Source organism: Pseudomonas sp. JUb42, from assembly GCF_024807945.1.
GTDB lineage: Bacteria > Pseudomonadota > Gammaproteobacteria > Pseudomonadales > Pseudomonadaceae > Aquipseudomonas.
On record NZ_JANUFD010000017.1, the window covers coordinates 124,369 to 147,272 of the forward strand.

26 protein-coding genes are annotated in these 22,904 nt (G+C 60.4%); 11 read left to right on the forward strand and 15 right to left on the reverse strand.

Annotated features, from left to right (window positions below; all coding sequences use genetic code 11):
- Positions 1 to 115: 115 nt before the first annotated feature.
- From M2401_RS28270 to M2401_RS28285, 4 genes are all read left to right on the forward strand, one after another.
- Complete coding sequence (locus M2401_RS28270) at positions 116 to 1,003, forward strand: LysR family transcriptional regulator (protein WP_259108768.1); 888 nt, start codon at positions 116 to 118, stop codon at positions 1,001 to 1,003.
- Positions 1,004 to 1,141: 138 nt separating this feature from the next.
- Positions 1,142 to 1,876 (forward strand): hypothetical protein, encoded by a 735-nt coding sequence (locus M2401_RS28275; protein WP_259108770.1) that lies wholly within the window; start codon positions 1,142 to 1,144, stop codon positions 1,874 to 1,876.
- Positions 1,876 to 2,766, forward strand: coding sequence for an XAC2610-related protein (locus M2401_RS28280; RefSeq protein ID WP_259108771.1), 891 nt, complete (start codon positions 1,876 to 1,878; stop codon positions 2,764 to 2,766). The genes M2401_RS28275 and M2401_RS28280 overlap by 1 nt, the downstream gene beginning before the upstream one ends.
- A 142-nt stretch (positions 2,767 to 2,908) precedes the next feature.
- Complete coding sequence (locus tag M2401_RS28285; RefSeq protein ID WP_259108773.1) at positions 2,909 to 3,613, forward strand: hypothetical protein; 705 nt, start codon at positions 2,909 to 2,911, stop codon at positions 3,611 to 3,613.
- 137 nt (positions 3,614 to 3,750) lie between these two features.
- Here the strand turns inward: M2401_RS28285 and pcaC are convergent, their stop codons facing one another.
- The 7 genes from pcaC to M2401_RS28320 form a co-directional block, all read right to left on the reverse strand.
- On the reverse strand, positions 3,751 to 4,146 hold the full coding sequence (pcaC, locus tag M2401_RS28290) for a 4-carboxymuconolactone decarboxylase (RefSeq protein ID WP_259108775.1): 396 nt from the start codon (positions 4,144 to 4,146) through the stop codon (positions 3,751 to 3,753).
- Positions 4,143 to 5,513 (reverse strand): 3-carboxy-cis,cis-muconate cycloisomerase, encoded by a 1,371-nt coding sequence (locus tag M2401_RS28295; protein ID WP_259108777.1) that lies wholly within the window; start codon positions 5,511 to 5,513, stop codon positions 4,143 to 4,145. Before M2401_RS28295 ends, pcaC begins: the two co-directional genes overlap by 4 nt.
- A gap of 160 nt (positions 5,514 to 5,673) precedes the next feature.
- Complete coding sequence (gene pcaG, locus M2401_RS28300; RefSeq protein WP_259108779.1) at positions 5,674 to 6,261, reverse strand: protocatechuate 3,4-dioxygenase subunit alpha; 588 nt, start codon at positions 6,259 to 6,261, stop codon at positions 5,674 to 5,676.
- Positions 6,262 to 6,271: 10 nt separating this feature from the next.
- Complete coding sequence (gene pcaH, locus M2401_RS28305; RefSeq protein WP_259108787.1) at positions 6,272 to 6,991, reverse strand: protocatechuate 3,4-dioxygenase subunit beta; 720 nt, start codon at positions 6,989 to 6,991, stop codon at positions 6,272 to 6,274.
- 342 nt (positions 6,992 to 7,333) lie between these two features.
- Positions 7,334 to 8,248 carry a pca operon transcription factor PcaQ gene (gene pcaQ, locus M2401_RS28310; RefSeq protein WP_259108789.1) on the reverse strand — a complete coding sequence of 305 codons (915 nt, stop codon included), beginning with the start codon at positions 8,246 to 8,248 and terminating at the stop codon, positions 7,334 to 7,336.
- Between the two features lie 115 nt (positions 8,249 to 8,363).
- Positions 8,364 to 9,335: a nitrilase-related carbon-nitrogen hydrolase gene (locus M2401_RS28315; RefSeq protein WP_259108791.1), complete on the reverse strand. Its 972-nt coding sequence runs from the start codon at positions 9,333 to 9,335 to the stop codon at positions 8,364 to 8,366.
- Positions 9,336 to 9,452: 117 nt separating this feature from the next.
- Positions 9,453 to 10,370 carry a GlxA family transcriptional regulator gene (locus M2401_RS28320; protein WP_259108793.1) on the reverse strand — a complete coding sequence of 306 codons (918 nt, stop codon included), beginning with the start codon at positions 10,368 to 10,370 and terminating at the stop codon, positions 9,453 to 9,455.
- A 103-nt stretch (positions 10,371 to 10,473) separates the two neighbouring features.
- On the opposite strand from M2401_RS28320, the gene M2401_RS28325 reads away from it, so the two are divergent.
- Complete coding sequence (locus M2401_RS28325; RefSeq protein WP_259108795.1) at positions 10,474 to 12,006, forward strand: MFS transporter; 1,533 nt, start codon at positions 10,474 to 10,476, stop codon at positions 12,004 to 12,006.
- Positions 12,007 to 12,008: 2 nt separating this feature from the next.
- Here the strand turns inward: M2401_RS28325 and M2401_RS28330 are convergent, their stop codons facing one another.
- The 4 genes from M2401_RS28330 to M2401_RS28345 form a co-directional block, all read right to left on the reverse strand.
- Entirely contained in the window at positions 12,009 to 12,941 is a 933-nt protein-coding gene (locus M2401_RS28330; protein WP_259108796.1) for a GlxA family transcriptional regulator, read from the reverse strand.
- A gap of 72 nt (positions 12,942 to 13,013) precedes the next feature.
- Positions 13,014 to 13,370 carry a hypothetical protein gene (locus M2401_RS28335; RefSeq protein WP_259108798.1) on the reverse strand — a complete coding sequence of 119 codons (357 nt, stop codon included), beginning with the start codon at positions 13,368 to 13,370 and terminating at the stop codon, positions 13,014 to 13,016.
- Between the two features lie 174 nt (positions 13,371 to 13,544).
- Positions 13,545 to 14,081, reverse strand: coding sequence for a carbonic anhydrase (locus M2401_RS28340; RefSeq protein ID WP_259108800.1), 537 nt, complete (start codon positions 14,079 to 14,081; stop codon positions 13,545 to 13,547).
- 214 nt (positions 14,082 to 14,295) lie between these two features.
- Positions 14,296 to 15,231 (reverse strand): LysR substrate-binding domain-containing protein, encoded by a 936-nt coding sequence (locus tag M2401_RS28345; protein WP_259108802.1) that lies wholly within the window; start codon positions 15,229 to 15,231, stop codon positions 14,296 to 14,298.
- A 167-nt stretch (positions 15,232 to 15,398) separates the two neighbouring features.
- Here M2401_RS28345 and M2401_RS28350 point away from each other — a divergent pair, with 167 nt between their 5' ends.
- Entirely contained in the window at positions 15,399 to 16,631 is a 1,233-nt protein-coding gene (locus M2401_RS28350) for an MFS transporter (protein ID WP_259108804.1), read from the forward strand.
- A gap of 144 nt (positions 16,632 to 16,775) precedes the next feature.
- Here M2401_RS28350 and M2401_RS28355 read toward each other — a convergent pair whose 3' ends face one another.
- The gene (locus tag M2401_RS28355; protein ID WP_259108806.1) at positions 16,776 to 17,048 is read right to left on the reverse strand and encodes an alpha/beta hydrolase; all 273 of its coding nucleotides are present in this window, start codon (positions 17,046 to 17,048) and stop codon (positions 16,776 to 16,778) included.
- Complete coding sequence (locus tag M2401_RS28360) at positions 17,038 to 17,325, reverse strand: hypothetical protein (protein ID WP_259108808.1); 288 nt, start codon at positions 17,323 to 17,325, stop codon at positions 17,038 to 17,040. The genes M2401_RS28355 and M2401_RS28360 overlap by 11 nt, the downstream gene beginning before the upstream one ends.
- Before the next feature lie 226 nt (positions 17,326 to 17,551).
- Here M2401_RS28360 and M2401_RS28365 point away from each other — a divergent pair, with 226 nt between their 5' ends.
- The 3 genes from M2401_RS28365 (at position 17,552) to M2401_RS28375 (ending at position 19,519) form a co-directional block, all read left to right on the forward strand.
- On the forward strand, positions 17,552 to 18,085 hold the full coding sequence (locus tag M2401_RS28365) for an NfeD family protein (protein WP_259108810.1): 534 nt from the start codon (positions 17,552 to 17,554) through the stop codon (positions 18,083 to 18,085).
- Positions 18,086 to 18,105: 20 nt separating this feature from the next.
- Positions 18,106 to 18,858: a slipin family protein gene (locus tag M2401_RS28370; protein ID WP_409034001.1), complete on the forward strand. Its 753-nt coding sequence runs from the start codon at positions 18,106 to 18,108 to the stop codon at positions 18,856 to 18,858.
- A 181-nt stretch (positions 18,859 to 19,039) separates the two neighbouring features.
- Positions 19,040 to 19,519 (forward strand): VOC family protein, encoded by a 480-nt coding sequence (locus M2401_RS28375; RefSeq protein WP_259108812.1) that lies wholly within the window; start codon positions 19,040 to 19,042, stop codon positions 19,517 to 19,519.
- 19 nt (positions 19,520 to 19,538) lie between these two features.
- Here M2401_RS28375 and M2401_RS28380 read toward each other — a convergent pair whose 3' ends face one another.
- Entirely contained in the window at positions 19,539 to 20,174 is a 636-nt protein-coding gene (locus M2401_RS28380; RefSeq protein WP_259108814.1) for a LysE family translocator, read from the reverse strand.
- Positions 20,175 to 20,431: 257 nt separating this feature from the next.
- The gene (locus M2401_RS28385) at positions 20,432 to 21,256 is read right to left on the reverse strand and encodes a helix-turn-helix domain-containing protein (RefSeq protein WP_259108816.1); all 825 of its coding nucleotides are present in this window, start codon (positions 21,254 to 21,256) and stop codon (positions 20,432 to 20,434) included.
- A 125-nt stretch (positions 21,257 to 21,381) separates the two neighbouring features.
- Here M2401_RS28385 and M2401_RS28390 point away from each other — a divergent pair, with 125 nt between their 5' ends.
- Both M2401_RS28390 and M2401_RS28395 read left to right on the forward strand, forming a co-directional pair.
- Positions 21,382 to 22,068, forward strand: coding sequence for an O-methyltransferase (locus tag M2401_RS28390; RefSeq protein WP_259108818.1), 687 nt, complete (start codon positions 21,382 to 21,384; stop codon positions 22,066 to 22,068).
- On the forward strand, positions 22,065 to 22,790 hold the full coding sequence (locus M2401_RS28395) for a siderophore-interacting protein (protein ID WP_259108820.1): 726 nt from the start codon (positions 22,065 to 22,067) through the stop codon (positions 22,788 to 22,790). Before M2401_RS28390 ends, M2401_RS28395 begins: the two co-directional genes overlap by 4 nt.
- Positions 22,791 to 22,904 lie beyond the last annotated feature (114 nt).

Genomic DNA, 22,904 nt, shown 5'->3' on the forward strand with positions numbered 1-22,904 from the left:
TTGGCTCGCTTCAGCGCTTGCTGTGCTTGCCGGCTTGGAAACAACTTTAGGGCCTCGCCATATTCGAAACAATTCCATAGAATCGGGAATCATTGATTCTAAAAAAGGGACAGTCATGGATCGCATTGAATGCATGCGCGCCTTCGTCGCCACCGTGGGCGCCAATGGCTTTGCCGCCGCAGCCCGGGCCATGGGCCTGCCGCGCTCGAAAGTGAGCAAGCAGATCCAGGCCCTGGAAGAAGCCATCGGCGTGCAACTGCTGCAACGCACCACTCGCAGCCTGCATCTGACTGAAGCCGGGGTGGAATACTACGAAGCAGCACGGGAAGTCATTGCTTCGGTTGACGAAGCCGAACAGCGTGCGCGCAATGGCGTCGGAGAGTTGCGCGGAGTGCTGCGAGTCAATGCGCCGATGTCTTTTGGCCTGCGGCGCCTGGGGCGGCTGATTCCGCTGTTTCATCAGCAGCATCCGAATATCGAGTTGCAACTGGTGCTCAGCGACCAGCAGGTCGATCCGGTGCGCGGCGGTTTCGACGTGACCATCCGTATCGCCAGCATGCCCGACTCGTCCCTGATCGCGCGCCTACTGGCCCCGGCGCCGCGGATCATGGTGGCGTCCCCGGCGTATCTGGAGCGCGCCGGTGTACCGCAATCACCCAGCGACCTTGCCCTGCACCAATGCCTGAACTACGGCTACCTGCAAAGCGGCGTCAGCCTGCAACTCAGCAATGGCAAGGAAACCCAGCGCGTCCACGTCAACGGCCCGCTGCACGCCAATAACGGCGACCTGCTGGCCCAGGCGGCAGAGGGCGGCATGGGCATTGCCCTGCTGCCGGACTTCATTGTCGAAGACGCCCTGGCAGCCGGGCGCCTGGTGCCGGTGCTGTGCGAATGGCAGGCGCCGCCGATCACCATCAATGCGGTTTATCCTTCGGCGCGCCGGGTGCCACAAAAAACCCGGGCCTTCATTGAATTTCTGGTTCAGTCGCTGTCTACGTCGTAGGGGATTTTGCCCCTCCTGCAGGAGCTGCCGAAGGCTGCGAACCGGGCTATCTGACGCACCGCCTTCGCAGCCTTCGGCAGCTCCAACAATTGGTAAACGCCACCCCGCCCCATCATCTGCCCTGGTAAAGGAATCCCTATGCGCCGCGTTGTAGTATTGGCCCTGTTTTGCCTGCCCGCCCTCGCCTTCGCCGATTGCGAAGCGCAGATGCCCAAATGGGCCAAGACGCTGCACCCGGCCCTGACCTTCGATGCCGGGCACTCCATGTGCAAAGTGTCTCCGGCCGACGCCAGTCGCACCCTGGCAGCGTTGACCTTCGTCGAAGAAGGCGATGCCGACGGTGACGCCACCTACGGTCTGGAAGTACTCAGCGCCGACACCGCAAGCGGCGCCATCAAGAGTCATGTCTATCAAAGCGGCGCGATCAACTCCGATGCCGTCCAGTTTCGCAGCCTGAGCCTGGACACCGCCCGCTACCAACTGGCGCCCGGCGTTCGCGCCTTTGGCGTGCGCATGGACTACACCGGTTCGTCCCGGGTCAACCCGTACGAGGCCACTGCGCTGAACCTGTACGTCGAGGAAGGTCAGAAAATCCGCAAGGTCCTCAACAATCTGAAGATCGACGAAAGCAACGGCGAATGGGACGGCAATTGCGCAGGTGATTTCTCGGCCAGCCACCGCACCTTGTCCATCGGCAAGACCGCCAACAAGGGCTTCGCGACACTGGTGCTGGACAGCAAAACCGTCGATTCGCACAGCGTGGCCAAGGGTGACGACTGCGATCAGAAGGAAGACCCGCCCGTACTGAAGAAGACCGAACTCAGCTACAACGGCCAACAATACGACGTACCCGAAGAGTTGAATTTCCAATGATGGCCAGCAAACCCCGCGTCGCCCTGCTCGCCCTGATATTGGCCTGCGCCAGTTTTACCGCCCTCGCCGATGATGATGGCGACGCCGATCCAACCGCCAAGCTCATCAAGAGCATGGGCTTCAACGTCGCACCGGGCATCAAGGCCAGCGTCAAGCAGACCGATCTGAACACTCTGATCGTCAGCATCGACAAGGGGGCTCCCCAGACCCTGAGCGTACCGTTCGACGATGTCGGCTCGCAGCCTCGCCTGCAAATCGAAGACTTCAATTTCGATGGTCACAAGGATCTGGCCTGGGTCATGCCGGTGGGCATGGTCAATGAAACCACGCAGATTTTCCTCTATGACGCCGCCAGCAAGCAGTTCAAACCACTGCAACTGCCCAGCGACGACGGCAAGCCCCAGGGCAACTGCGACGCCATGTCGGCGGTCACCGTGGACGCCAGGCAGAAGACCCTGAGCAGCGCCTGCCGCAGCGGGCCGATCTGGTTCACCGACGCCTACCGCTTTGCCCTCTCCGGCCAGATCTACCTGTATCAACGCCAGGAAACCCTGCCGATGCAGATCGTCACCGAAGACCCGGACGGCGCCCCGGCCTGGGAGATCAGCAGCTTCGACGCCGACGGCAAGCGCATCGAAAAACACCTCACCGCCTATGGCGGCGGCAAGGCCACGCTGAAGGTGCCGATCGACCGGCTGGCACTGCATGACACGCCCGACACCACACCGTCGAAACGCTATCTGATCAAAAACGACCGGGTGGAACTCAGCGGCATCAGCGACGACCAACAGTGGCTCAAAGTGCTGTACCGCAACGCGAAGAAAGGCGTGATCGAAGGCTGGATTTCAGCGGCTGAGCTGAACCCTGAAGATGCGAGCAGCGAGCAATGACTGCGGCCATTGGCCAGCAACCTGCTGATTTGACAAGGCGGGCGCATTTCCCTAGATTTGCGCCCCTCCTGAATATGGCCTCTGCCGCGTTGCCCAACTCATTCAGTTCAACCAATTCAGTCAAAGTTTTAGTGGATTAATAATGCAAAACGCCCCGACCGAAACCACCGTTAATCCTGCGTCGTCGAAAACCGAATACGAAAACGCCATGCACCTGTCCCAGCATGTCGCCCCGGCCAAGACCATTGCCGAAATGGTCCTGGACGCCTTCCAGACCTCCCGGGAAAGCGACCAGATCCGCGATCTGCGCGCCGCCATCCGTGCCGCCAACGACGAGCATGACGATGACAAGGCCTACGAATTGATGGGCCAGCTCAAGCAACTCAAGGATGTCGAGGCCGCCAACAGCGCCGCCCTTGAAGACCTGAGCCAGCGCTACCCGATCCAGTCGATCCTGGCCAGTTTCAAGGACGATCCGGCGTTCCAGGAACTGATCTACGGCCTGGCCCTGAAAGTGCTCAACCACACTCATCAGGCAATCAAGGAACCCGCCGGCGGCAAGAGCAAGGCGTCACGGCCGAAGAAGGAAAACGAAGTCTTCACCCTGACCAAGGGCGAGGAAGTCATCAGCGTGACTCTCAAGTCGGCGCGCGCCAAGCCCCTGGCGGACCGCAGCGTGTTCGAGTTCCTCGGTTTCAACTTCATCGGCGAAGACGATCAGGCCGAACTGGAAACCCCGACCTTCACCGACAACACCGGCGCCGAACACCCGGCAACCCTGAAAAACATCATTACCGCGATTCAGCAGCAGACCGCGTTTGAAGGGTACGGAGCGATTCAGCAGTAAAGAGGACTAGTGTGGGAGCCGCCTTGGTGGCGATCGATTGCGAAGCGCTCGCAAAGGCGTCGGTGACTGATCTGGCCCCATCGCCAGCAAGCCGGCTCCCACAAGTTCTGTGACAGCCGCTCGCCCTGCTACCGCTGTTACCCCTCCAAAGACTCCACCCCCACCTCATCCCAAATCTCCTCGGCCAGATGAAACGATGCATTGGCCGCCGGAATGCCGCAGTAGATCGCGCTCTGCATCAGTACCTCCTTGATCTCGTCCCGGGTCACGCCGTTGTTTTTCGCAGCCTTGAGATGCAGGCGCAGTTCGCCTTCGCGGTTCATGCCGATCAGCATGGCGATGGTGATCAGGCTGCGGGTATGGCGCGGCAGGCCGGGACGGGTCCAGATATCGCCCCAGGCGTGACGAGTGATCATTTCCTGAAACTCTTCGTTGAATGGCGTGAGTTTCTTCAGACTGTTATCGACATGGGTATCACCCAGCACTGCCCGGCGTACCTGCATGCCGGCGGCGTAGCGTTGGTCTTCGTTCATGCGGCATTCCCCTTGAAATATTCATGTTCAGCCACGGCGCGCTCGACCCACTGACGGGACTGGCCGAGGTAATGGGCCGGATCGAGCAAGCGATCCAGTTGCTCTGGCGAGAGTTGTGCGCTGACGTCAGTGCTCTGCCCCAGGACTTCGCGCAGATGCGCGCCCTGCTCCACCGCCTGGCGACAGCATTGTTCGACCAGATGATGGGCGGCATCCCGGCCGATCAACCGGGCCAGGGCGATGCTTACAGCTTCGGCCAGCAGCAGGCCACGGGTGGTATCGAGGTTGTCGCGCATGCGTCGGGCATCGACCTGCAGCTCGGGCAGTGCCTGCAAGGCCTGATACAACGATCCGGAAATCAGGCAGCACAACTCCGGCAGCGTCTCCCACTCGGCATGCCACAGGCCCAGGCTGCGTTCGTGCTCCTGGGGCATTGCCGCAAACATGGTGGCAACCAGCCCGGGCGCACGGGTTGCGGCGCCGATCATCACTGCCGCGCCCACCGGGTTGCGTTTATGCGGCATGGTCGACGAGCCGCCTTTGCCCGGCGCCGAGGGTTCGAAGACTTCGCCGACTTCGGTTTGCATAAGCAAGCTGATATCCCGGCCGACCTTGCCCAGACTGCCCGCGAGCATGCCCAGCAGACTGGCGAACTCCACCAGACGGTCGCGCTGGGTATGCCAGGGTTGCTCGGGCAGACTCAGTCGCAGCGTCTCGGCCAGGGCCTGGGCCACCGGTAACGCCAGTTCACCCAGCGCCGCCAGGCTGCCCGACGCGCCGCCGAACTGCAGGCACAGCAGCCGCGGCTTCAACTCCTGCAAACGCTGACGATGACGGGTCAGCGCGCCCAGCCAACCAGCGATCTTCATGCCCAGGGTCACCGGGGTCGCCTGTTGCAGCCAGGTGCGCCCGGCCAGAGGCGTGTCGGCGTAACGCAGGGCCTGAGCGGCCATGACCTTGGTAAGTTGCTCGAGATCCTCCTCGATCAGCCCGATGGCTTGGCGCAATTGCAGGATCAGGCCGCTGTCCATGACATCCTGGCTGGTCGCGCCCATATGCACATAACGCTCGGCCTGCGGATTGCGCGCTGCGACCAGTTGGCCGAGGGCCTTGACCAGTGGAATTGCCGAGTTGCCTGCGCTGCCAATGGCCACGCCCAGTGCCTGAAAATCAAATAGCTCGGCCCGGCAGGCCGCAGCGATATCAGCCACCAGCGCTTCAGGGATCAGCCCCGTACGCGCCTCGGCATGGGCCAGAGCGGCTTCGAAATCGAGCATGCCCTGCACCCGCCCGGCATCGCAGAACACCTCACGCATGCTGGACTGAGTGAAGTAGCTGTCGAACAATTGATTGCTGGGTCGGTTCATTTCGTTGCTCTCATCAACCAGCGGACACCCCCTGTTGGAGCGAGGCTTGCCCGCGAAGAGGTCGGTGCATCCTATGATTTCTCGGTTTCACACATCGCTTTCGCGGGCAAGCCTCGCTCCAACAAGATCGCGTATTCAGCGAGAACCCTGCGGGACAGCCTCAGAAATCGAAGAAAACGGTTTCGCTCGCACCCTGCATATGAATATCGAAACGATAGGCCAGTTGCCCATCCACCTCGCAACGCCGCGCTACCAGGGTTTCCCGGCGTGCCGGTTGTTCGATCAGGTTGAGCACCGGGTCGGCGGCATTGGGCTGTGCCTGATCGTCGAAATACAGGCGGGTGTGCAGGTGGATATTGATGCCACGGGCAAACAGCGACAGGTTGATATGCGCGGCGCCGTTGTTGACCGGGCCGGGCTTGATGGTCTTCAAGGTCCACAGGCCATCGTCGCCCGTGGCGGTGCGGCCGAAGCCGTTGAAGAGTTTGTCGGGGTCATAGGCCGGGTCGTAGACCCCGTTATGATCGGCCTGCCAGAACTCGAGGAAGGCATCGCGAATCAGGTGGCCATTGCCGTCGTAGACATTGCCCAGCAGCAGAATATGTTCACCGGGCGCGCCGGATTTGGCCATCTCGTTCCAGATTTCCAGCTCACGGGGCGGGTTGCCGGCAGTCTCCAGGGCCAGGCCGATATGCACATAAGGGCCGGCCGTCTGCGACGGGGTTTCCATCAAGAGTTGAACGGGCATGGGGCAGTCCTCAGCGGTTTTCGAAGTGGGTCTGGCGCTGGCCGCGCAGCACGATATCAAAGCGATAAGCCAGGCTGTCCATGGGGTTGGCCATGCTCATGTCGAGCCGGGCGATCAGGCTCTGCACCGCGTCCGGGTTGGCGATGGACTTGACGATCGGGCACAGCGGGATCAGCGGGTCGCCTTCGAAATACAACTGGGTGATCAGGCGCGTGGCGATGGACGGGCCGCTGATGGACACGTGGATATGCGCCGGGCGCCAGTCGTTGGGGCCGTTGCGCCAAGGGTATGGACCGGGTTTGACGGTACGGAAACTGTAGTTGCCGTCGCGGTCGGTCAGGGTCCGGCCGACACCGCCGAAATTCGGGTCCAGGGGCGCCAGGTAGGCATCGCGCTTGTGCCGATAGCGACCACCGGCATTGGCCTGCCACATCTCTACGAGGGTATGGGGGACCGGCTTGCCATATTGATCACAGACGCGCCCCACCAGAATGATCCGCTCACCCACCGGCAGGCCGCCGTGGTTGAAGTTCAGCAGCAGGTCGTTGTCGTGTCGGCCGAGTTTGAGCTGGGAAAAGTCCGGGCCGCTGCTTTCGCTGGCCGATTGCGGGATGCTGACCAGCGCCTGGCGCGGCGAGCGGAGGATAGAAGTCTTGTAGTCAGGCGTCAGGGCTTTGGGGTGCCAGTTGCGATCACGAATGACAAAGCGACTGTGGTTCGCTTCAGACATGATGTTCTCCGTTTTTATAGTGTGGGCGTAGCTGCGGTGGAGTCTCCCGCGCCGGCCTCGTTACGAAAATTGAAATTAACCGTGATATCCATATCCAAATGGTTATGGGTTAATGCGATTTACCTTGTGGGAGATCCCGCCCCGTCTGCAACGGCGCGCTGTCACGCAGCAAACACTAACCGGGCAGGGAGCAAATCTTGTGGGAGCGAATTTATTCGCGAAGAGGTCGGTACATTCGACGCATCTGCATCGCCTGGAACACCGCCTTCGCGAATGAATTCGCTCCCACAGAGTCTCTGTGATTCAGTAAGTTGCGCGTTGTTTGTGCTCCCACAAGACCTTTTACTGATACAACGCGCCTACAGCCCGCAACTCATCCACACACCACTGCGCCGCCCGGGACAGCGGCAGCGCCGGATTGCTGCACAGCCCCACCGAACCGCCCGGCTCGCGAATCCCAAGCTGTAACTCCACCAGCAGCCCGGTGTGCAGCTCTTCCAGCACTGCGTCCAATGGCGCGATCCACACCGCATCGCTGCATTGCACATAACGGCGGCTAAGGCTCAGGGACAGGGTTTCCAGGCGTTGGCGCGGCGGGTTGATGCCGTACTGGACGAACAGGCTGTCGGCAAACTTGCGGATCGTGGTACCAGCCAGAGGCAGGACCATGGGGAACTCCTCCAGACTCTCGCGACGCGGCGCCGCCGTGAGCAACGGATGTCCGGCACGCACCACCAGGGTCATGGATTCGCTGTACAGATGCTCGAAGGCCAGGCCCTGGATCTGCGGGCTGTCGGTCATGCGCCCGACCACCAGGTCCAGCTCACCGACCCGCAACTGCGACAGCAGATAGGCGCTTGGCCCGGTCATGACACTGACCACCAGCGCCGGATGCCGCTCATGCAGACGCTTGATCACCTCCGGCACCAACAGGCTTTCAGCGGTGGACAGTACGCCCAGGCGCGCCGTCACCGGATCATGCTCGCCGGAACGCAGGCTGCTGACCCCTTCACGCAACGACTGCACGCTCGGCCCGGCAAAGCGCAGAAACGCCACTCCGGCTTCGGTCAGCGCCGCGCCCTGCTTGCTGCGCGTAAACAGGGTGGTTTCCAGCAGGCTTTCCAGCTCCTTGAGCGCTTTGGACAAGGCCGGTTGACTGATCGCCAGCTTATCCGCCGCCCGGGACAGACTGCCCTGGCGCGCCACTTCGAGAAAGCACACCAGATGGCGGAATTTGATGCGGGTATCGATATTCAAGGGCGCCTCACGCACGAGCATTGTGGCGAGATTATAGAGGGGCAAAACCCACCACGAACCGGGCCAGGCAGATGAATTCATCTGCCCGGCCCGGCCCGCATTCAGCCGACGGCGCTCAGAGGCTGTCAGCCTGCCTTTCCTGCTCCACTTTCTTGGGCTGATCATTACGCTCGTGAACATGGCGATGGGGGGTGCGATCGATGTTCAGGCTCAGCAGTTCCGGGCGACTGTAATGGCCCCGGGAATCCATCTGGCGCTTGCGCTTGTCGATTTCGAAGAGGTCCAGATCAGCAATGACTTCGCCCTCGCCTTCGGTCATCGAACCGATGATTTCGCCTTGGGGGTCGATGATGGCGGTGAAGCAGCCGCCGGAAATCGGGCCGATGTCACAACCGGTGTCGGCCATGATCTGGGCTTGTTGTTCCGGATACAGCCAGGCAGTGGAATTGACCACGAAGCAGGCCGATTCCAGGGCGTGCATGCGGATGCTCACTTCCATCTGGCGGGTGAACAGGTCACCGGCGAAGGAGCCTGGGTACATGGCGGCGTGAATCTGTTCGCCATCTTCGATCAGGGCATAGCGCGCCAGGGGGTTGTAGTGTTCCCAGCAGGCCAGTTGGCCGATACGACCCACCGCGCTGTCCACCGCCTTGAGGCCCGAGCCGTCGCCCATGCCCCAGATCATGCGCTCGTGGTAGGTCGGCGAAATTTTGCGGCGCGCCTGAATCAGGGAGCCATCGGCATCGAACAGCAATTGGGTGTTGTACAGCGTGCTGCCATCGCGCTCGTTGACGCCGATGGAAACCACCATGTTGGCGGCCTTGGCGGCTTTGCCGATGGCGTCGGTGGCAGCCGATGGCACGGTCACGGCCTGTTCAAGCAACTTGTAGTGTTCGGCGCCCATTTCGAACGGCGTCTGCACGAACGAGAAGTAGGGGTAGTACGGCACGATGGTCTCAGGGAAAACAGCGAACTCGACGCCTTTCTTGCCGAGTTCGGCGATCTTCTGCACTACTTTTTCTACGGTGCCTTCGCGGCTGTAGAGGACAGGGGCGATTTGTACGGCGGCGGCTTTGACGATAGTCATGGGGAAGATCCTCACTGGGGGTTGGTTAGTCAGTGAGGTAGAGATTACGGACATAATTTAATGTCCGTATGTCGCTGTTGCCACCTTTTAGGTCATCTTCAAAAACAGGTTTTTATACTATTGAAAGGCCTGGGGTGGTTGGCCGAACGCCCTGATGAATGAACGACGCATGCGCTCGCGATCACCGAAACCGGTTTCGCTGGCAATAACATCAATGGAATGACTGCCCTCGGCCATCATCAGCCGCGCCGACTCGACCCGCAGGTTCTCCACGGCCTTGGCCGGGGATTTGCCGGTCTCACTCTGGAACACCCGGCTGAACTGCCGAGGGCTGAGATTGGCCACGTACGCAAGCCTTTCCACGGACAGATCCGCCTTGAGGTTCTGCCGGGCATAGGTCAGGGCTGTCTGCACCCGGTCGGTCTTGGGATCGAGATCACTCATTACCGAAAACTGCGACTGCCCGCCAGCACGCCGGTGATAGATCACCAGATGCCGGGATACCAGGCGCGTGATCTCGCTGCCCAGATCGTTGTCGACCAGGGCCAGGGCGAGGTCCAGGCAAGCACTCATGCCCGCAGCCGTCCAGATGGGCCCGTCGTTGATAAAGATGCGGTCCTCGTCGACCCGGATATCCGGATAGGCCTGCTTGAGCTCCGGGGCGTGCTGCCAGTGCGTGGTGACCCGTCGGCCATTGAGCAGCCCCGCTTCGGCCAGCGCCGCCGACCCAGTGCAGATCGAACACAGGCGCCGGGTATCGGTGCAGACGTCGAGCAAGTAACTGATCAGCCCTGCCGAGGCCGGCCTGACAATATTGTCGCCCAGCACCACCAGGGTATCGAAGCGACGCTGATCGAAGGCTTCGGTTTCAACGCCAAACCCCGCAGAGGTCTGCACCACACCGCCCTGTTCGGACAGCAGCGTGATGCTGTAGACCTGCCGCTTGGCCATGATATTGGCCACTTCGAACGTCGCAGACATCGACAAGCCAAGGACCTGAAAACCGGGATAAAGAATCATGCCGATGTTTTGCATCACATTTTCGCCCTATGACCGTAAAGGTGGCCTATTTGACCTCGGCGTTATTGTATTTCACCTGTAATCTTAAGTCCCTTCAATCCCGCGTGAGCGATCGATCATGAGTAGCCAGGCTCCTTTAGTCCGCGACAGCACCCATCGTCTGCTGATCCTGCTGTGCGTATCCGTCCCGTCCTTCATGATCAACCTCGACTCCAATATAGTCGCCGTTTCCCTGTCCTCCATTGCCCACTCATTGAACGCCAGCTTTGCCGACATTGAATGGGTCATCAGTGCTTATACGCTGTGTTTCGCCTCTTTTCTGCTACCGGCCGGTGCCCTGGCTGATCGTTACGGGCGCAAGCGCATGCTGATCTTCGGCCTGATCGTCTTCACGGTCGCTTCATTGATCTGCGGTGCGGCGCCCAATGCCACCGTGCTCAAGCTGGCGCGGGCACTGCAAGGCATTGGCGCGGCGTTTCAGCTCAGCGCCGCCCTGGCCAGCCTGTCCCACGCCTTTCGTGGCCCCGAACGCGCCCGGGCATTCGCCTTCTGGGGCACGGTGATCGGCATTGCCGTGGCCCTGGGGCCTGTCGCCGGTGGTTTTATCACCGAGCATTTTGGCTGGGAGTGGGCGTTCTATATCAATATTCCCATCGGTGTGGCCATGGTGCTGATGGTTGCTCGCAGCCTGCCGGAATCCCGGGATCCGGCCGCTGTCAGTGTCGATATCGCAGGCTCCGTGACCTTCAGTGGCAGCCTGTTCCTGCTGACCCTGGCCCTGATCAGCGGCAACCACCAAGGCTGGAGCAGTACCCTGGTCAGGTCAGAACTGCTCGGCGCGGCGTTGCTGTTCGGCTTGTTTATCCTCGCCGAAAAATTGCAGCAAAGGCCCATGGTGGATTTCAGCTTCTTCCGCCAGCGCACCTACCTGGGCGCCACCGCGTCAGGGCTGGCATTTGCAGTCTGCCTGCTGACCATGCTGAGTTACCTGCCGATGTTCTTTCAGAGTGGGTTGGGCTTTGCTCCGCAACAGGCGGGCCTGCTGATGCTGCCCATCGCGATTCCGCTGTTTGTCGTGCCGCGCCTGGTCGCCGCCCACCTGACTCACCGTTTGAGCGGCCGCACGCTGTTGACCATCGGCCTGTCACTCATTGCGGCAGGCCTGTCTTGGGTCGGCCTGGAGATACCGCAACTGCACTATCTGGCGTTGCTTCCGGGCCTGCTGCTGATGGGCATTGGCGCCGGGTTGCTCAATGGCGAAACGGCCAAGGTCAGCATGTCGGCGATACCGCCGGAGCGCGCGGGCATGGCCTCGGGCATTTCCGGCACCCTGCGCTTCAGCGGCATCGTCATCGGCTTTGCGGTGTTCGGCGCCATTCTGTTTGCCCGCATCGGTGAACGAGTGACTGCGGGGTTGCCCACCGCTTCCGAGGTAGACGCGCCCACCCTGATCCACGCCATAGGCACCGGCAACCTCTCCGGCTTCAACGCCCCGGCCCTGCATGAGCTGGCACTGAACAGCTTCGGCGCGGGCTATCAGTCGGTGATGTACGTGGCGGCGTGCTTCGCCCTAGTGGCTGCCGTACTGGCCTGGACCCTGATCAGCAGCGCCGATACTGCGGCTGCCGATCATCGCGTGCGGGCTTCCTGAATTCAGGCGCGACTGGCGCGCTGAATCACCTGCGGTGGCTGGCCGTATGCGCGGATAAACGCCCGGCGCATGCGCTCGCGGTCACCGAAACCGGTGATCATCGCCACGCTGTCGATCAAATGGCCACCGCTCTCCATCATCAACCGGGCGGACTCGACGCGCAGGTTCTCGATGGCCTTGGCCGGTGATTGCCCGGTCTCGGCCTGGAACACCCGGCTGAACTGTCGCGGGCTCAGATGAGCAACCTCGGCCAGGTCATTGACCGACAACTCAGCCTTGAGATTCTCCTTGGCGTAGGCCAGCGCCGCCTGAATCCGGTCGGTCCTGGGCTGCAACTCCAGCATCACCGAAAACTGCGACTGCCCGCCTGCCCTTCGGTGATAGACCACCAGTTGCCGGGACACCTGGCGGGCGACGTCGCTGCCCAGATCCTGCTCAACCAACGCCAGGGCCAGATCGACACAGGCACTCATCCCGGCGGAGGTCCAGATTTTGCCATCGTTGATGAAAATACGGTCCTCCTCGACCTTGATCCGTGGGTAGCTGCGCTGAAAATCCCTGGCGTGGCACCAATGGGTCGTGGCGCGCCGACCATCGAGCAGACCCGCCTCGGCCAGGGCAAATGCACCGGTGCAAATCGAACCGAAGCGGCGGCTGGCAGGTGCGCAGCGCCCGAGGTAAGCGACCAGTTGCGCCGAGATAGACGTCGCGTGGTTATCACCCATGACGATCAAGGTATCGAAGCTGCGCGTCAACAGAGGCTGGGTATCGACGGCAAAACCCGCCGAGGTCCTGACCAACCCGCCACCGTCGGACAGCAGGCTGACCCGATAGACCTCACGCCCGGCGATGGCATTGGCCAGCTCAAACGCCGCGCACATGGAAAGTCCCAACACTTGAAAGTCGGGATACACAATCAGTCCTATTTCTTGCATGACAGCTTCACTACCAGAAGGGTTACCGCAGTACCGGTCGGCGCCGCGATCGGGCGCCACCAGCAGGAGGGATCAATGCGCCGCAGGGGCAATCAGCAACGACAGGGGCGACAGCGGGCCCACCGGAATGAACTCGAAGCTGATCAGGCCGGCCCGGTCCAGAGGCATTTTGGCGAAGATCGCCTTGGCTTCGTCGACGTTGGTCATGTTCAGCACGAACACCACGCCGAGTTTGTCGTTACGCACATTCCACTGCTCGATCTTGCCGTCCAGATGCAGCTGCACGGTCTCCTTGACCTCCTGGGGCAGAACCGCACTGATGGCCTCCTGGGTTGTGCCGGGGGTGATACTGCCGATGGCGATGATCTTGGTGGTCGGCACCTGGGGCAAGGGCGCTGCGACAACGGCACCGGAAAGAGCAACGGTCATACCAACAGTCGTCATGAGTGAACGCAGTAAGGACTTGCCTTTGTTTATTGAACTGAAACTTTCAAGGTTATATTTCATGACTTTTCTCAGGGCGTGATAAACCGTGCCACCGATTAATACCGGGGCGTTATAAAGGATGTTTTAATTTCAGAAAGTGCTTAAGCAGACGCCCGTTTATGGCCGCAACAAGGCCGAAGGCACCACAGTCTCAACCTTGCCGGTCGCCACGTCGTAGACCATGCCGGTTACCAGGAAACCACCCGGCAACTGGGGGTTGGCCTTGAGTGCGGCGACATCAATGGCCACAGCGGCATAAGGGTCGGCGATAGCCAGCTTGTCCAGGTCGGCCGGCTCTACGCCGAGGTTCTTGGCCAGCAAGGCAGGCGCATGGGCCAGGCACGGGGTAATGCCGCAGTCGGTGTGATGCAGCACAATCAGGTTCCAGCCCGGCCCCACATCCTTGCCCTCGGCAACCGCCACCGAACGCACGATGGCCATATTCTGCAAGGTCGCCGGATTGATACGGCCACCCACATTACGAATGACCGCCACTTCACCCGGCTTGAGGCCAAAGATATTTGCCGGATCCACTCGTGGGTCGACACAGCCGATAATCACCGTTTTCATCGACGGCATGATGTTCAGTTGTGAATCAAAATCGCCATTGGCAAAAGCTTCATTGCGTTGCACAAGATCGTCTATGACGTTCATGAAAGTTCTCTCGTAGGAAACAGGAAGTTTGCTTATTGCAGCGATGCAATCCGCAGAACTTCAGGTCGTTGCGGATGGCTTTATGGTGCGGCGGGCAGGCGCTGACGGCAATGTCATTCATGCCACCTTTTAGGACGTGTGGATGGCAGGCGATATCTGGAGATTTTTGGGCAGGCTCTTATTTTTGCTCGCAGCGCAAGATCTCCTATCGGGCTTAACGCTCAACCCTCTGCAATGCAATCTGCTCCTGCAACCAATCAAAAAACGCCTCGATCTCCGGCGTTTTCTCCTTGCCCGGCGTGCACAGGAAGTAATAGCCGCTGTTGGTATCGACCTCTTCGTTCCACAATTTCTGCAACTTGCCCGTCTCGAACTCGTCGGCAATATGCGACGTGCGCGCCATGGCCACACCCAGGCCGCGCATGGCGGCCAGCACGGCCATGGCGGTATAGGGCACGCTCAAGGTGCGATTCAGCGGGGTCAGGGGCACGTTGGTTCGCTTCAGCCAGTTATCCCAGGACGGTGTGTCCACCACTTCGCCGTTCAGACGGTTGCGCACGCGGAAAATCAGCGGGTAGCGCATGATGTCCGCCGCGCAGGTCGGCAAGCCGTAAGTCTCGACCAACGACGGGCTGCACACCGGAAAAATCTGCTCGGCCATGACGAACACCGAATGCAGCCCCGGCCAGGCGCTGCCCTTGGGCGCTATCCTGATCGCCACTTGCGTAGCCGGATTATCGAAACGGGAAAACTCCACCGTGGAAATCTTGATATCGATATGCGGCCAGCGCGCATAAAACCCGGCCAGGCGCGGTAACAGCCAGGTCGTGGCAAAAGAATCGTGAACAAAGACTTCCAGCACGGTCTTTTGCCGGTCATTGTTTTCGAACTTCTCGACAATCGTACTCATGCCCTGAAAGAAACTTCGCACCACCGGCAATAACGCCGCACCGTTCTCACTTAGTGTCATGGCGCCGGCACTTCGGTCGAACAGAGTTACCCCGAGGGACTCTTCCAACTGCCTGATTTGATGGCTGATCGCGCTCTGGGTGACGTGCAGCTCGGCCGCTGCCTGGGAGAAATTCAGCAGTCTGGCGCAGGCCTCAAAGCCTTTCAGCGAGGCCACCGAAGGAAGTTTCTTTAATGCCATGGATACCGCCCGCAAAAACCGTCATGGGGTATGAATTCGTTTCACTACCCGGACTTTCGAGGCTCATTCTAGAATGAAGCCATTGCAGCCTTCACTCTCTTTCCACTTTCCCTTTAAACAGGGCCGGGCGCGAACTATCGCGTCGGGTAAAAGCGCGGGCCACATTCATGAATTCTGCGGCGACTCCGGCAGCAACCCCATCGACACAGACCAGACCGGCGAAAAGAACCCTGGTCGCCGCGTGTCTGGCCCATGCCACCCATGACGGTCTCAGTGACCTGGTCTACGTGTTCCTGCCCGTATGGCAGGAGCGCTTCCTGCTGAGTTTCACCCTGCTGAGCCTGTTGCGCAGTGCCTATTCCCTGACATTGGCGGCGCTGCAAATCCCGGCGTCGTCCCTGGCCATGAAACTGCCGCGCCCGGAATACCTGCTGATTGTCGCCACGGTCCTGACCGGCATTGGCTGGTTTATCGGCGGCCTCACTGACAGCGTGGTGCTGCTGGGCCTGGCCCTGGTGGTGTCCGGCATCGGTGCCAGCACGCAACACCCCATTGCCTCGGCCATGGTCTCCCGGGCCTACGGCCGTAACGCGAAAAAGCCCCTGGGCGTGTACAACTTTGCCGGTGACCTGGGCAAATCCCTGCTCCCGGCCGGCGCGGCCTTTCTGCTGACCTACACCACCTATAGCCATACCGTCAGCCTGTACGCCGGTATCGCCGTGCTGTCGGCGCTATTGATCGCCCTGTTGCTGCGCGCCCCCGCTGCCGCCGTGGTGGTAGCGCCCAAAGCCGCAGCGACAGAACCAGAAGCTCACCATCCTGGCGATCCGGTTGCCTTTTACGCCCTGCTGGCCACCGGTATCCTGGACAGCGCCGTGCGCATGGGTTTCCTGACCTTCCTGCCGTTTATCCTCAAGGCCAACGGCGCCTCCCTGACCCAGACCGGCATCGCACTGACCCTGGTATTCATTGGCGGTGCGGTGGGCAAATTTGTCTGCGGCTGGCTGTCGGAATCCCTGGGCATCATCAAGACCGTATTCGTCACCGAACTGGCCACCGCCCTGCTGATCGCCATCGTCCTGTTCGCCCCGCTGGGCGCCGGGATGCTCGTGCTGCCGCTGCTCGGTGCGGTGCTCAATGGCACTTCATCGGTGCTGTATGGCGCCGTCGCCGACGTGGTCGACTCACGCAAACTGGAGCGCGCCTTCGCCATCTTCTATACCGGCACCATTGGTTCGGGCGCCCTGGCACCGGTGCTCTACGGCTATGGCGGCGACCACTTCGGCGTCACCACCATTACTTTGATCATTGCCCTGACAGCTGTGGTTACGCTGGTGCCGGTAACGGTGTTCAATGGCAGGCAGGTCAGGGAGCATGAGGGGACTAGGGCGAAGGGCTAGCTATCCAAAATCCACTGAATCACCAGAACTCTGTGGGAGCGAATTCATTCGCGAAGAGGCCAGTACACCCGACGCATTTGTATCGCCTGTAATACCGCTTTCGCGAATGAATTCGCCCACAAAGATTCGATCCCGCAGGATCTCCTACAACCCCAGCACCGGCCCCAACCACCCACGAAAATCCACCACCTCCTGCTCACATAACTCATGCCCCATAGCATAAATCTCGACGCGATGGCTGACCTGCAACTTATCCAGCCACTGATGGGCGCGCTCGGCCCAGGCCAACGGTAACTTGTCGTCAAACCGGCCATGGGCAACGATATGGCGAAGAACATCAGTGATGACACTCTGACGGAGATTGCCAGGACGCGAGGTACTGCCGACTGACGAGCTTTGAGGAGCGTCAGCGCCCAAACGCTTTCGCTCCTCTCAGGACTCGCCAGAGCAATCCCAGACCAATAGTGGTCATGAGCAAGCACCTGACTCCATCGCCCAAAAGGCTGATCAGAAAATTGAGCGGGTCTTCGCGATAGACCAGATGCTCACGGATACGATGGCTGCGGGGGCCGGTCATGGTGTCGAGCTCTCCGGTGCTTAGCGCTGGATAAAGGTCGAAGCCCATACCCAAACCGATACCCAGGAAAAACAGCGCGCCGATCAGGCAGTAGAATTTGACTCGATATTCCGGCATCGAGAGAAGGGCCTTGCAGATGGATTGAAGATGTCGACGTACAGTTTAGTGGTGCTAGCAATCAAACTGCCATCACCCGCACAGAAATTGTTTGAATTGAAATACAGTTCTGCAAATAAATCGTATTGCCAACGCCACATCCACTCGGCGGCCAACCGCCCTCACCTCTTGCCCCTCAACTAAGCTTTAGCCAGAGCCAACAAAAATGACTCTCCCGGAGGGTCAGGTGAACACTCGTTACTTACTTGTCGTACTGCTGCCATTGTTGAGCGCCCCGCTCTACGCAGCCGATACCATCATTCTGCTTACCCCCAATCCGCTTGGCTGGTGGCTGATCATCTTTGGCGTGGCGTTTCTGATTGCCGAGGCAACGCTGCCCAATTACGGCGTGATCGGCCTGGGCGGGATTGTGCTGTTTGTGATTGGCGCGATCATCCTCAATAACGTCGATGTACCGCTGCCGTTGATGCTCGGGCTAGGCGCACTTAGCGCGTTGCTGCTGATCGTGCTGCTGATTCATGCCCTGAAAACCCGACCTCGGCAGACGGTCAGTGGCGACGCTGGTTTGCTTGGCAGCGTTGCGTCCGTTACGCGGTTGCAGGCCGACGATGCCTGTGGCGGCTGGGTAATGTTGCAGGGTGAATGGTGGCGGGTTTTGTGCACAACGCCTTTGCAGTCAGGGCAACGGGTGCAGGTGGTGGCTCGCAAGGGCTTATTGTTGCGGGTAACCGCAGCTGACGCGGCACTGGCGGGAGACTGATCATGGGCCTGCAATTGGGTATGGTTGCACTGTTGTTGTTGATGATTGTGCTGGCAGCAGCGACGTTCCGGATCCTGCGCGAATATGAGCGCGGCGTGGTGTTCCAGCTCGGGCGCTTCTGGCAGGTCAAGGGGCCGGGGCTGATCCTGCTGATTCCGGTGATCCAGCAGATGGTTCGGGTCGATCTGCGCACGGTGGTGCTGGACATTCCGGCTCAGGATGTCATCACTCGCGACAACGTCTCGGTCAAGGTCAATGCCGTGCTGTATTTCCGCGTACTGGATGCACAGAGGGCCATTATCCAGGTGGAAGACTTTCTCATGGCCACCAGCCAGCTGGCGCAAACCACCTTGCGCGCGGTATTGGGCAAGCATGAACTGGATGAGCTGCTGGCCGAGCGGGAACGCCTGAATTTCGATATTCAGCAGGTGCTCGATGCGCAGACCGATGCCTGGGGCATCAAAGTGGCGAATGTCGAGATCAAGCACGTCGATCTCAATGAATCGATGATCCGCGCCATCGCCAAACAGGCCGAAGCCGAGCGCGAGCGCCGGGCCAAGGTGATTCATGCCGAAGGCGAATTGCAGGCCTCGGAAAAACTCATGCAGGCCGCCGAAATGCTGGGCCGCCAGCCGGGGGCCATGCAGTTGCGCTACATGCAGACCCTGAGTTCGATTGCCGGGGACAAAAGCTCGACCATTGTCTTTCCATTGCCGATCGAGTTGCTCAGGGGCATGGCCGAGCTGGCTTCGAATGGCCAGGCTTCGGGCTGAACAGGTAACACATACAGCGTTGAGAATGAGGTTTATGGGAGCGAATTTATTCGCGAAAGCGATATTTCAGACCGTGCAGATGTGTTGAATGGATCGACCCCTTCGCGAATGAATTCGCTCCCACTGAATTCGCTTCCACCTCGTTGACAGTATCGTCGTGACAAAAACAAGGAGACCCCATATGACGCCAAAAAACACTATTTGCCTGTGGTTCGATGGCGCTGCACTGGACGCCGCCACCTTCTACGCCAAAACCTTCCCTGACAGCGCCGTGGGCGCCATTTTCCGCGCACCGGGTGATTATCCGTCGGGCAAACAGGGCGACGTATTGACGGTGCAATTCACCGTGATGGGCATCCCCTGCCTGGGCCTCAATGGCGGGCCGGAGTTCAAGCACAGCGAAGCATTTTCGTTTCAGGTAGCAACCGACGATCAGGCCGAAACCGATCGTTTATGGGATGCGATTATCAGCAATGGAGGCGAAGCCAGCGTTTGCGGTTGGTGTCGGGACAAATGGGGACTGTCGTGGCAGATCACACCACGAGCGTTGACCGAGGCGATTGCCCATCCTGATCAGGCCACGGCCAAGCGCGCGTTCGACGCCATGATGACCATGACCAGAATCGACATCGCGGCTATCGAGGCTGCCGTGGCAGGCTGATCACCCGCGCGAAAACGCTTTAGCGCCGCCCTTCCACCGCCATGCGCACGGCTAGGCCGGTAAGGACCGTGCCCATCAACCAGCGTTGTACCACCTGCCAGACCGGACGGCTGACGAAGAACGCGGCGATGGAACCGGCCATCACGGCAATCAGTGCGTTGACGCTGACGCTGATAACGATCTGGGTAAAGCCCAGCAACAGGGATTGCGCCAGCACGCTGCCGTGGCCGACCGGGTCGATGAACTGCGGCAGCAGCGACAGGTACATGACCGCAATTTTCGGGTTAAGCAGGTTGGTGACAAAGCCCATCATGAACAGCTTGCGCGGGCTGTCCTTGGGCAGGTCGCGTACCTGGAACGGCGAACGGCCGCCGGGCTTGACCGCCTGCCAGGCCAGGTACAGCAGGTACAATGCGCCGCCCAATCGCAGGGCGTCATAGGCATAAGGAACCGCCAGCAACAGCGCCGTGATGCCCACTGCGGCGCAAAACATATAGACAACGAAACCCAAGGCTACCCCGCCCAGGGAAATCAGCCCCGCCATTCGCCCCTGACAGATCGAGCGCGAGATCAGGTAGATCATGTTCGGGCCGGGAGTCAGCACCATGCCGAGGGAAATCAGGCCATAGGCAAGCAGGTTGGACAAGTCGGGCATGGTACGGCTCCTGATATGGGGGAAGGCCGGGCCATGGTAGGAAGGTCACAGGGCGGGCGCCAGACACAGATTGGTCGGGAAAATGGCATACAGAGAGGGCGCCGCACTTATCCGGCACGATGCAACCGGCGGATCTGGAATGAGAATCTGTAGGAGCTGCCGAAGGCGGCGATAACGGTATATCTAACGACACTCTTCGCAGCCTTCGGCAGCTCCTGCAGACCGTATTTGCTTCCCGGCAGATAGGTGTTCCGCTGCTAACCGCCTCCCCGCCGCTGCGCCATATACCGCCCCGGCGACGTCCCCAGCGCCTTGCGAAACATGGTCACGAAACTCCCCGCGCTTTCATACCCCAGGTCGTCGGCCACCTGCTGTACCGACACGCCAGTGCCAAGCCATTTCACCGCGAGCATCAGCTGAATCTGTTGGCGCCAACGACCGAAGCTCATGCCGGTTTCACGGCTGAGCAGGCGGGCCATGGTCCGTTCGCTCAGGCCTGCGCGATGCGCCCAAACCTGCATGGTGCCGGGTGCTGCGGGTTCGTCGGTGAGCATCTGGGCCAGTTTGCGCAGCCGCGCGTCCCTGGGCATTGGCAGGTGCAGGTTGCCGGTGGGCATGGCGGCGATTTCATCCAGCAGCAGTGTGACCAGATGGGTCTCTACACCGCCTTGCGGGTAAAGCAGCGGGAAGCTGGCAGAGCGGATCAGCAGCTCGCGCAGCAACGGCGTTACGCTGATCGCGCAGCATTGCCGTGGCAGATCAGCGGCCAGGTCGGGCTCGATAAAAGCACTGTAGCCCTCGATGGCGCCGGCAATCCTGACGTTGTGCAGCACATCTCCCGGCACCCACAGCGCGCTTTGCGGCGGCACTATCCATAGGCCGTCTTCCAGCTCACAACTGAGGACCCCGTGCATCAGCAGGATCAGTTGGCTTTTGCGATGACGATGGAACTCGGTTTCCATGCTCCCCAGATCGCCACTGAGAAAACCGTAGGTCACGATGGGGCGTGGCACGTCGTCGGGCTCTACCCAACCCGCTTTGTCACGGTCGGTAGCCAGCGCGGGATCATTGAGGATGGGCATGGGTCTTGGCGACACCACAGGATGGATTGGCAGGATTTCAAAACATTCTGGCGTTATTGCCCAATGTCAGCAAGCCGGGCGAATTCTATGCTGCGCCACGACCACCTCACTCGAAGGCGCACAGCATGAACTCATTGAACGCAGGACCGGTAGCCGACACCTTGCAACGGCTGTTTCAACAGGCGGAACAGGCCGACCGAGGATTGATGGTGCAGTTCGCCCAGGCCGAAAGCATCGACCAGTTGCTCAGTCACCACCTCGCCGAAGAGCGCCGGGATCTTGCGGGTGTTTATCGCGGTTATGTCGACAATTACCTGAATGTCACCCAAGAGTACGGTCGTTTTATCTATCAATGCGTGCGCGCCCGGCGAGCGACGCGGATCGTCGAGTTTGGTACGTCTATGGGCGTCTCCACCTTGCACCTGGCGGCTGCGCTGCGGGATATGGGCGGCGGCCGTTTGATCAGCACCGAGCTTGAACCGAGCAAGGCGGCCAGGGCGCAGGCCAATCTCGAAGCGGCGGGCCTGGCCGCCTTGGTAGAAATTCGCGTGGGCGATGCCCGGCAAACCCTTAGCGATATCGGCGGCGAGATTGATTTCGTTCTGCTCGATGGCGCCTTCAGCCTGTACTTGCCCGTGCTCAAATTACTCGAACCCCATTTGCAGAGCGGCACGCCGATCCTGGCGGAAAACGCTTTTGATCACGACAACGAGTACCTGGCCTATGTTCGCGATCCGTTGAATGGCTACCTGTCACAGCCGCTGGCGATCAATGAAGGCAGGGGCAACGAATTTTCGGTGTTCACGCGATGAATACGACAGCGACAGCGCCGGGACGCTTGAGTCAGACCCTGATCCGCATGTTCATGAAACAGGCCCGGGTGAGCGCAATGGAATCGGTTGCCGGGGGTTTTCATCTGATCACCTTGCAAGGTTCGGCGCTCAAAGGCGTTGCCTGGGCGCCTGGACAAAAGATCCAGATCGCCATGGGCTCCGTCTTCGTCTCGCGCACCTACACGCCCATCGAGTGGGATGCTGCGCAAGGCCGCACGCGGCTGCTCGGCTACGCCCACGGCGACGGCCCCGGCAGCGCCTGGCTTGGCGACCTCAAGGTGGGTGATGAATGCGCGATCTTCGGCCCGCGCGCATCCCTCGATGTCGGTCACATCAGCGGTTTGCGTGTCGTACTGGGTGATGAGACTTCGCTAGGGCTGATCCACACCCTCGCCCGCCACTCAGCGGGTAACCCGCTGCAATCGCTGCTGGAGGTGGCGTCTGTCGATGACGTTTCGCGAGTTCGCGACCGCCTCAATCTACATGCCGTCGAACTGTTCGCGCGAACACCAGACGAAGAGCATCTGCAGGGCATCGAAGCGCGTTTGCCCGTCCTTGCTGCGGCCGGGGCCAGCTTTATCCTGACCGGCAAAGCGACCTCCATCCAGCGGCTGCAGCGAGCGTTGAAGGCACAAGGCGTGCCGCGCTCGCGGCTGCTGACCAAGGCGTATTGGGCACCTGGCAAGACCGGGCTGGATTGAGCCAGATTCTGTGGGCGATCCAGTCTTCGACGCCGCCCAGCAACCACCTGGCAAAAGGTGGGATTAAATCTGGTGGGAGCGAATTCATTCGCGAAGAGGCCAGTACATGCCACA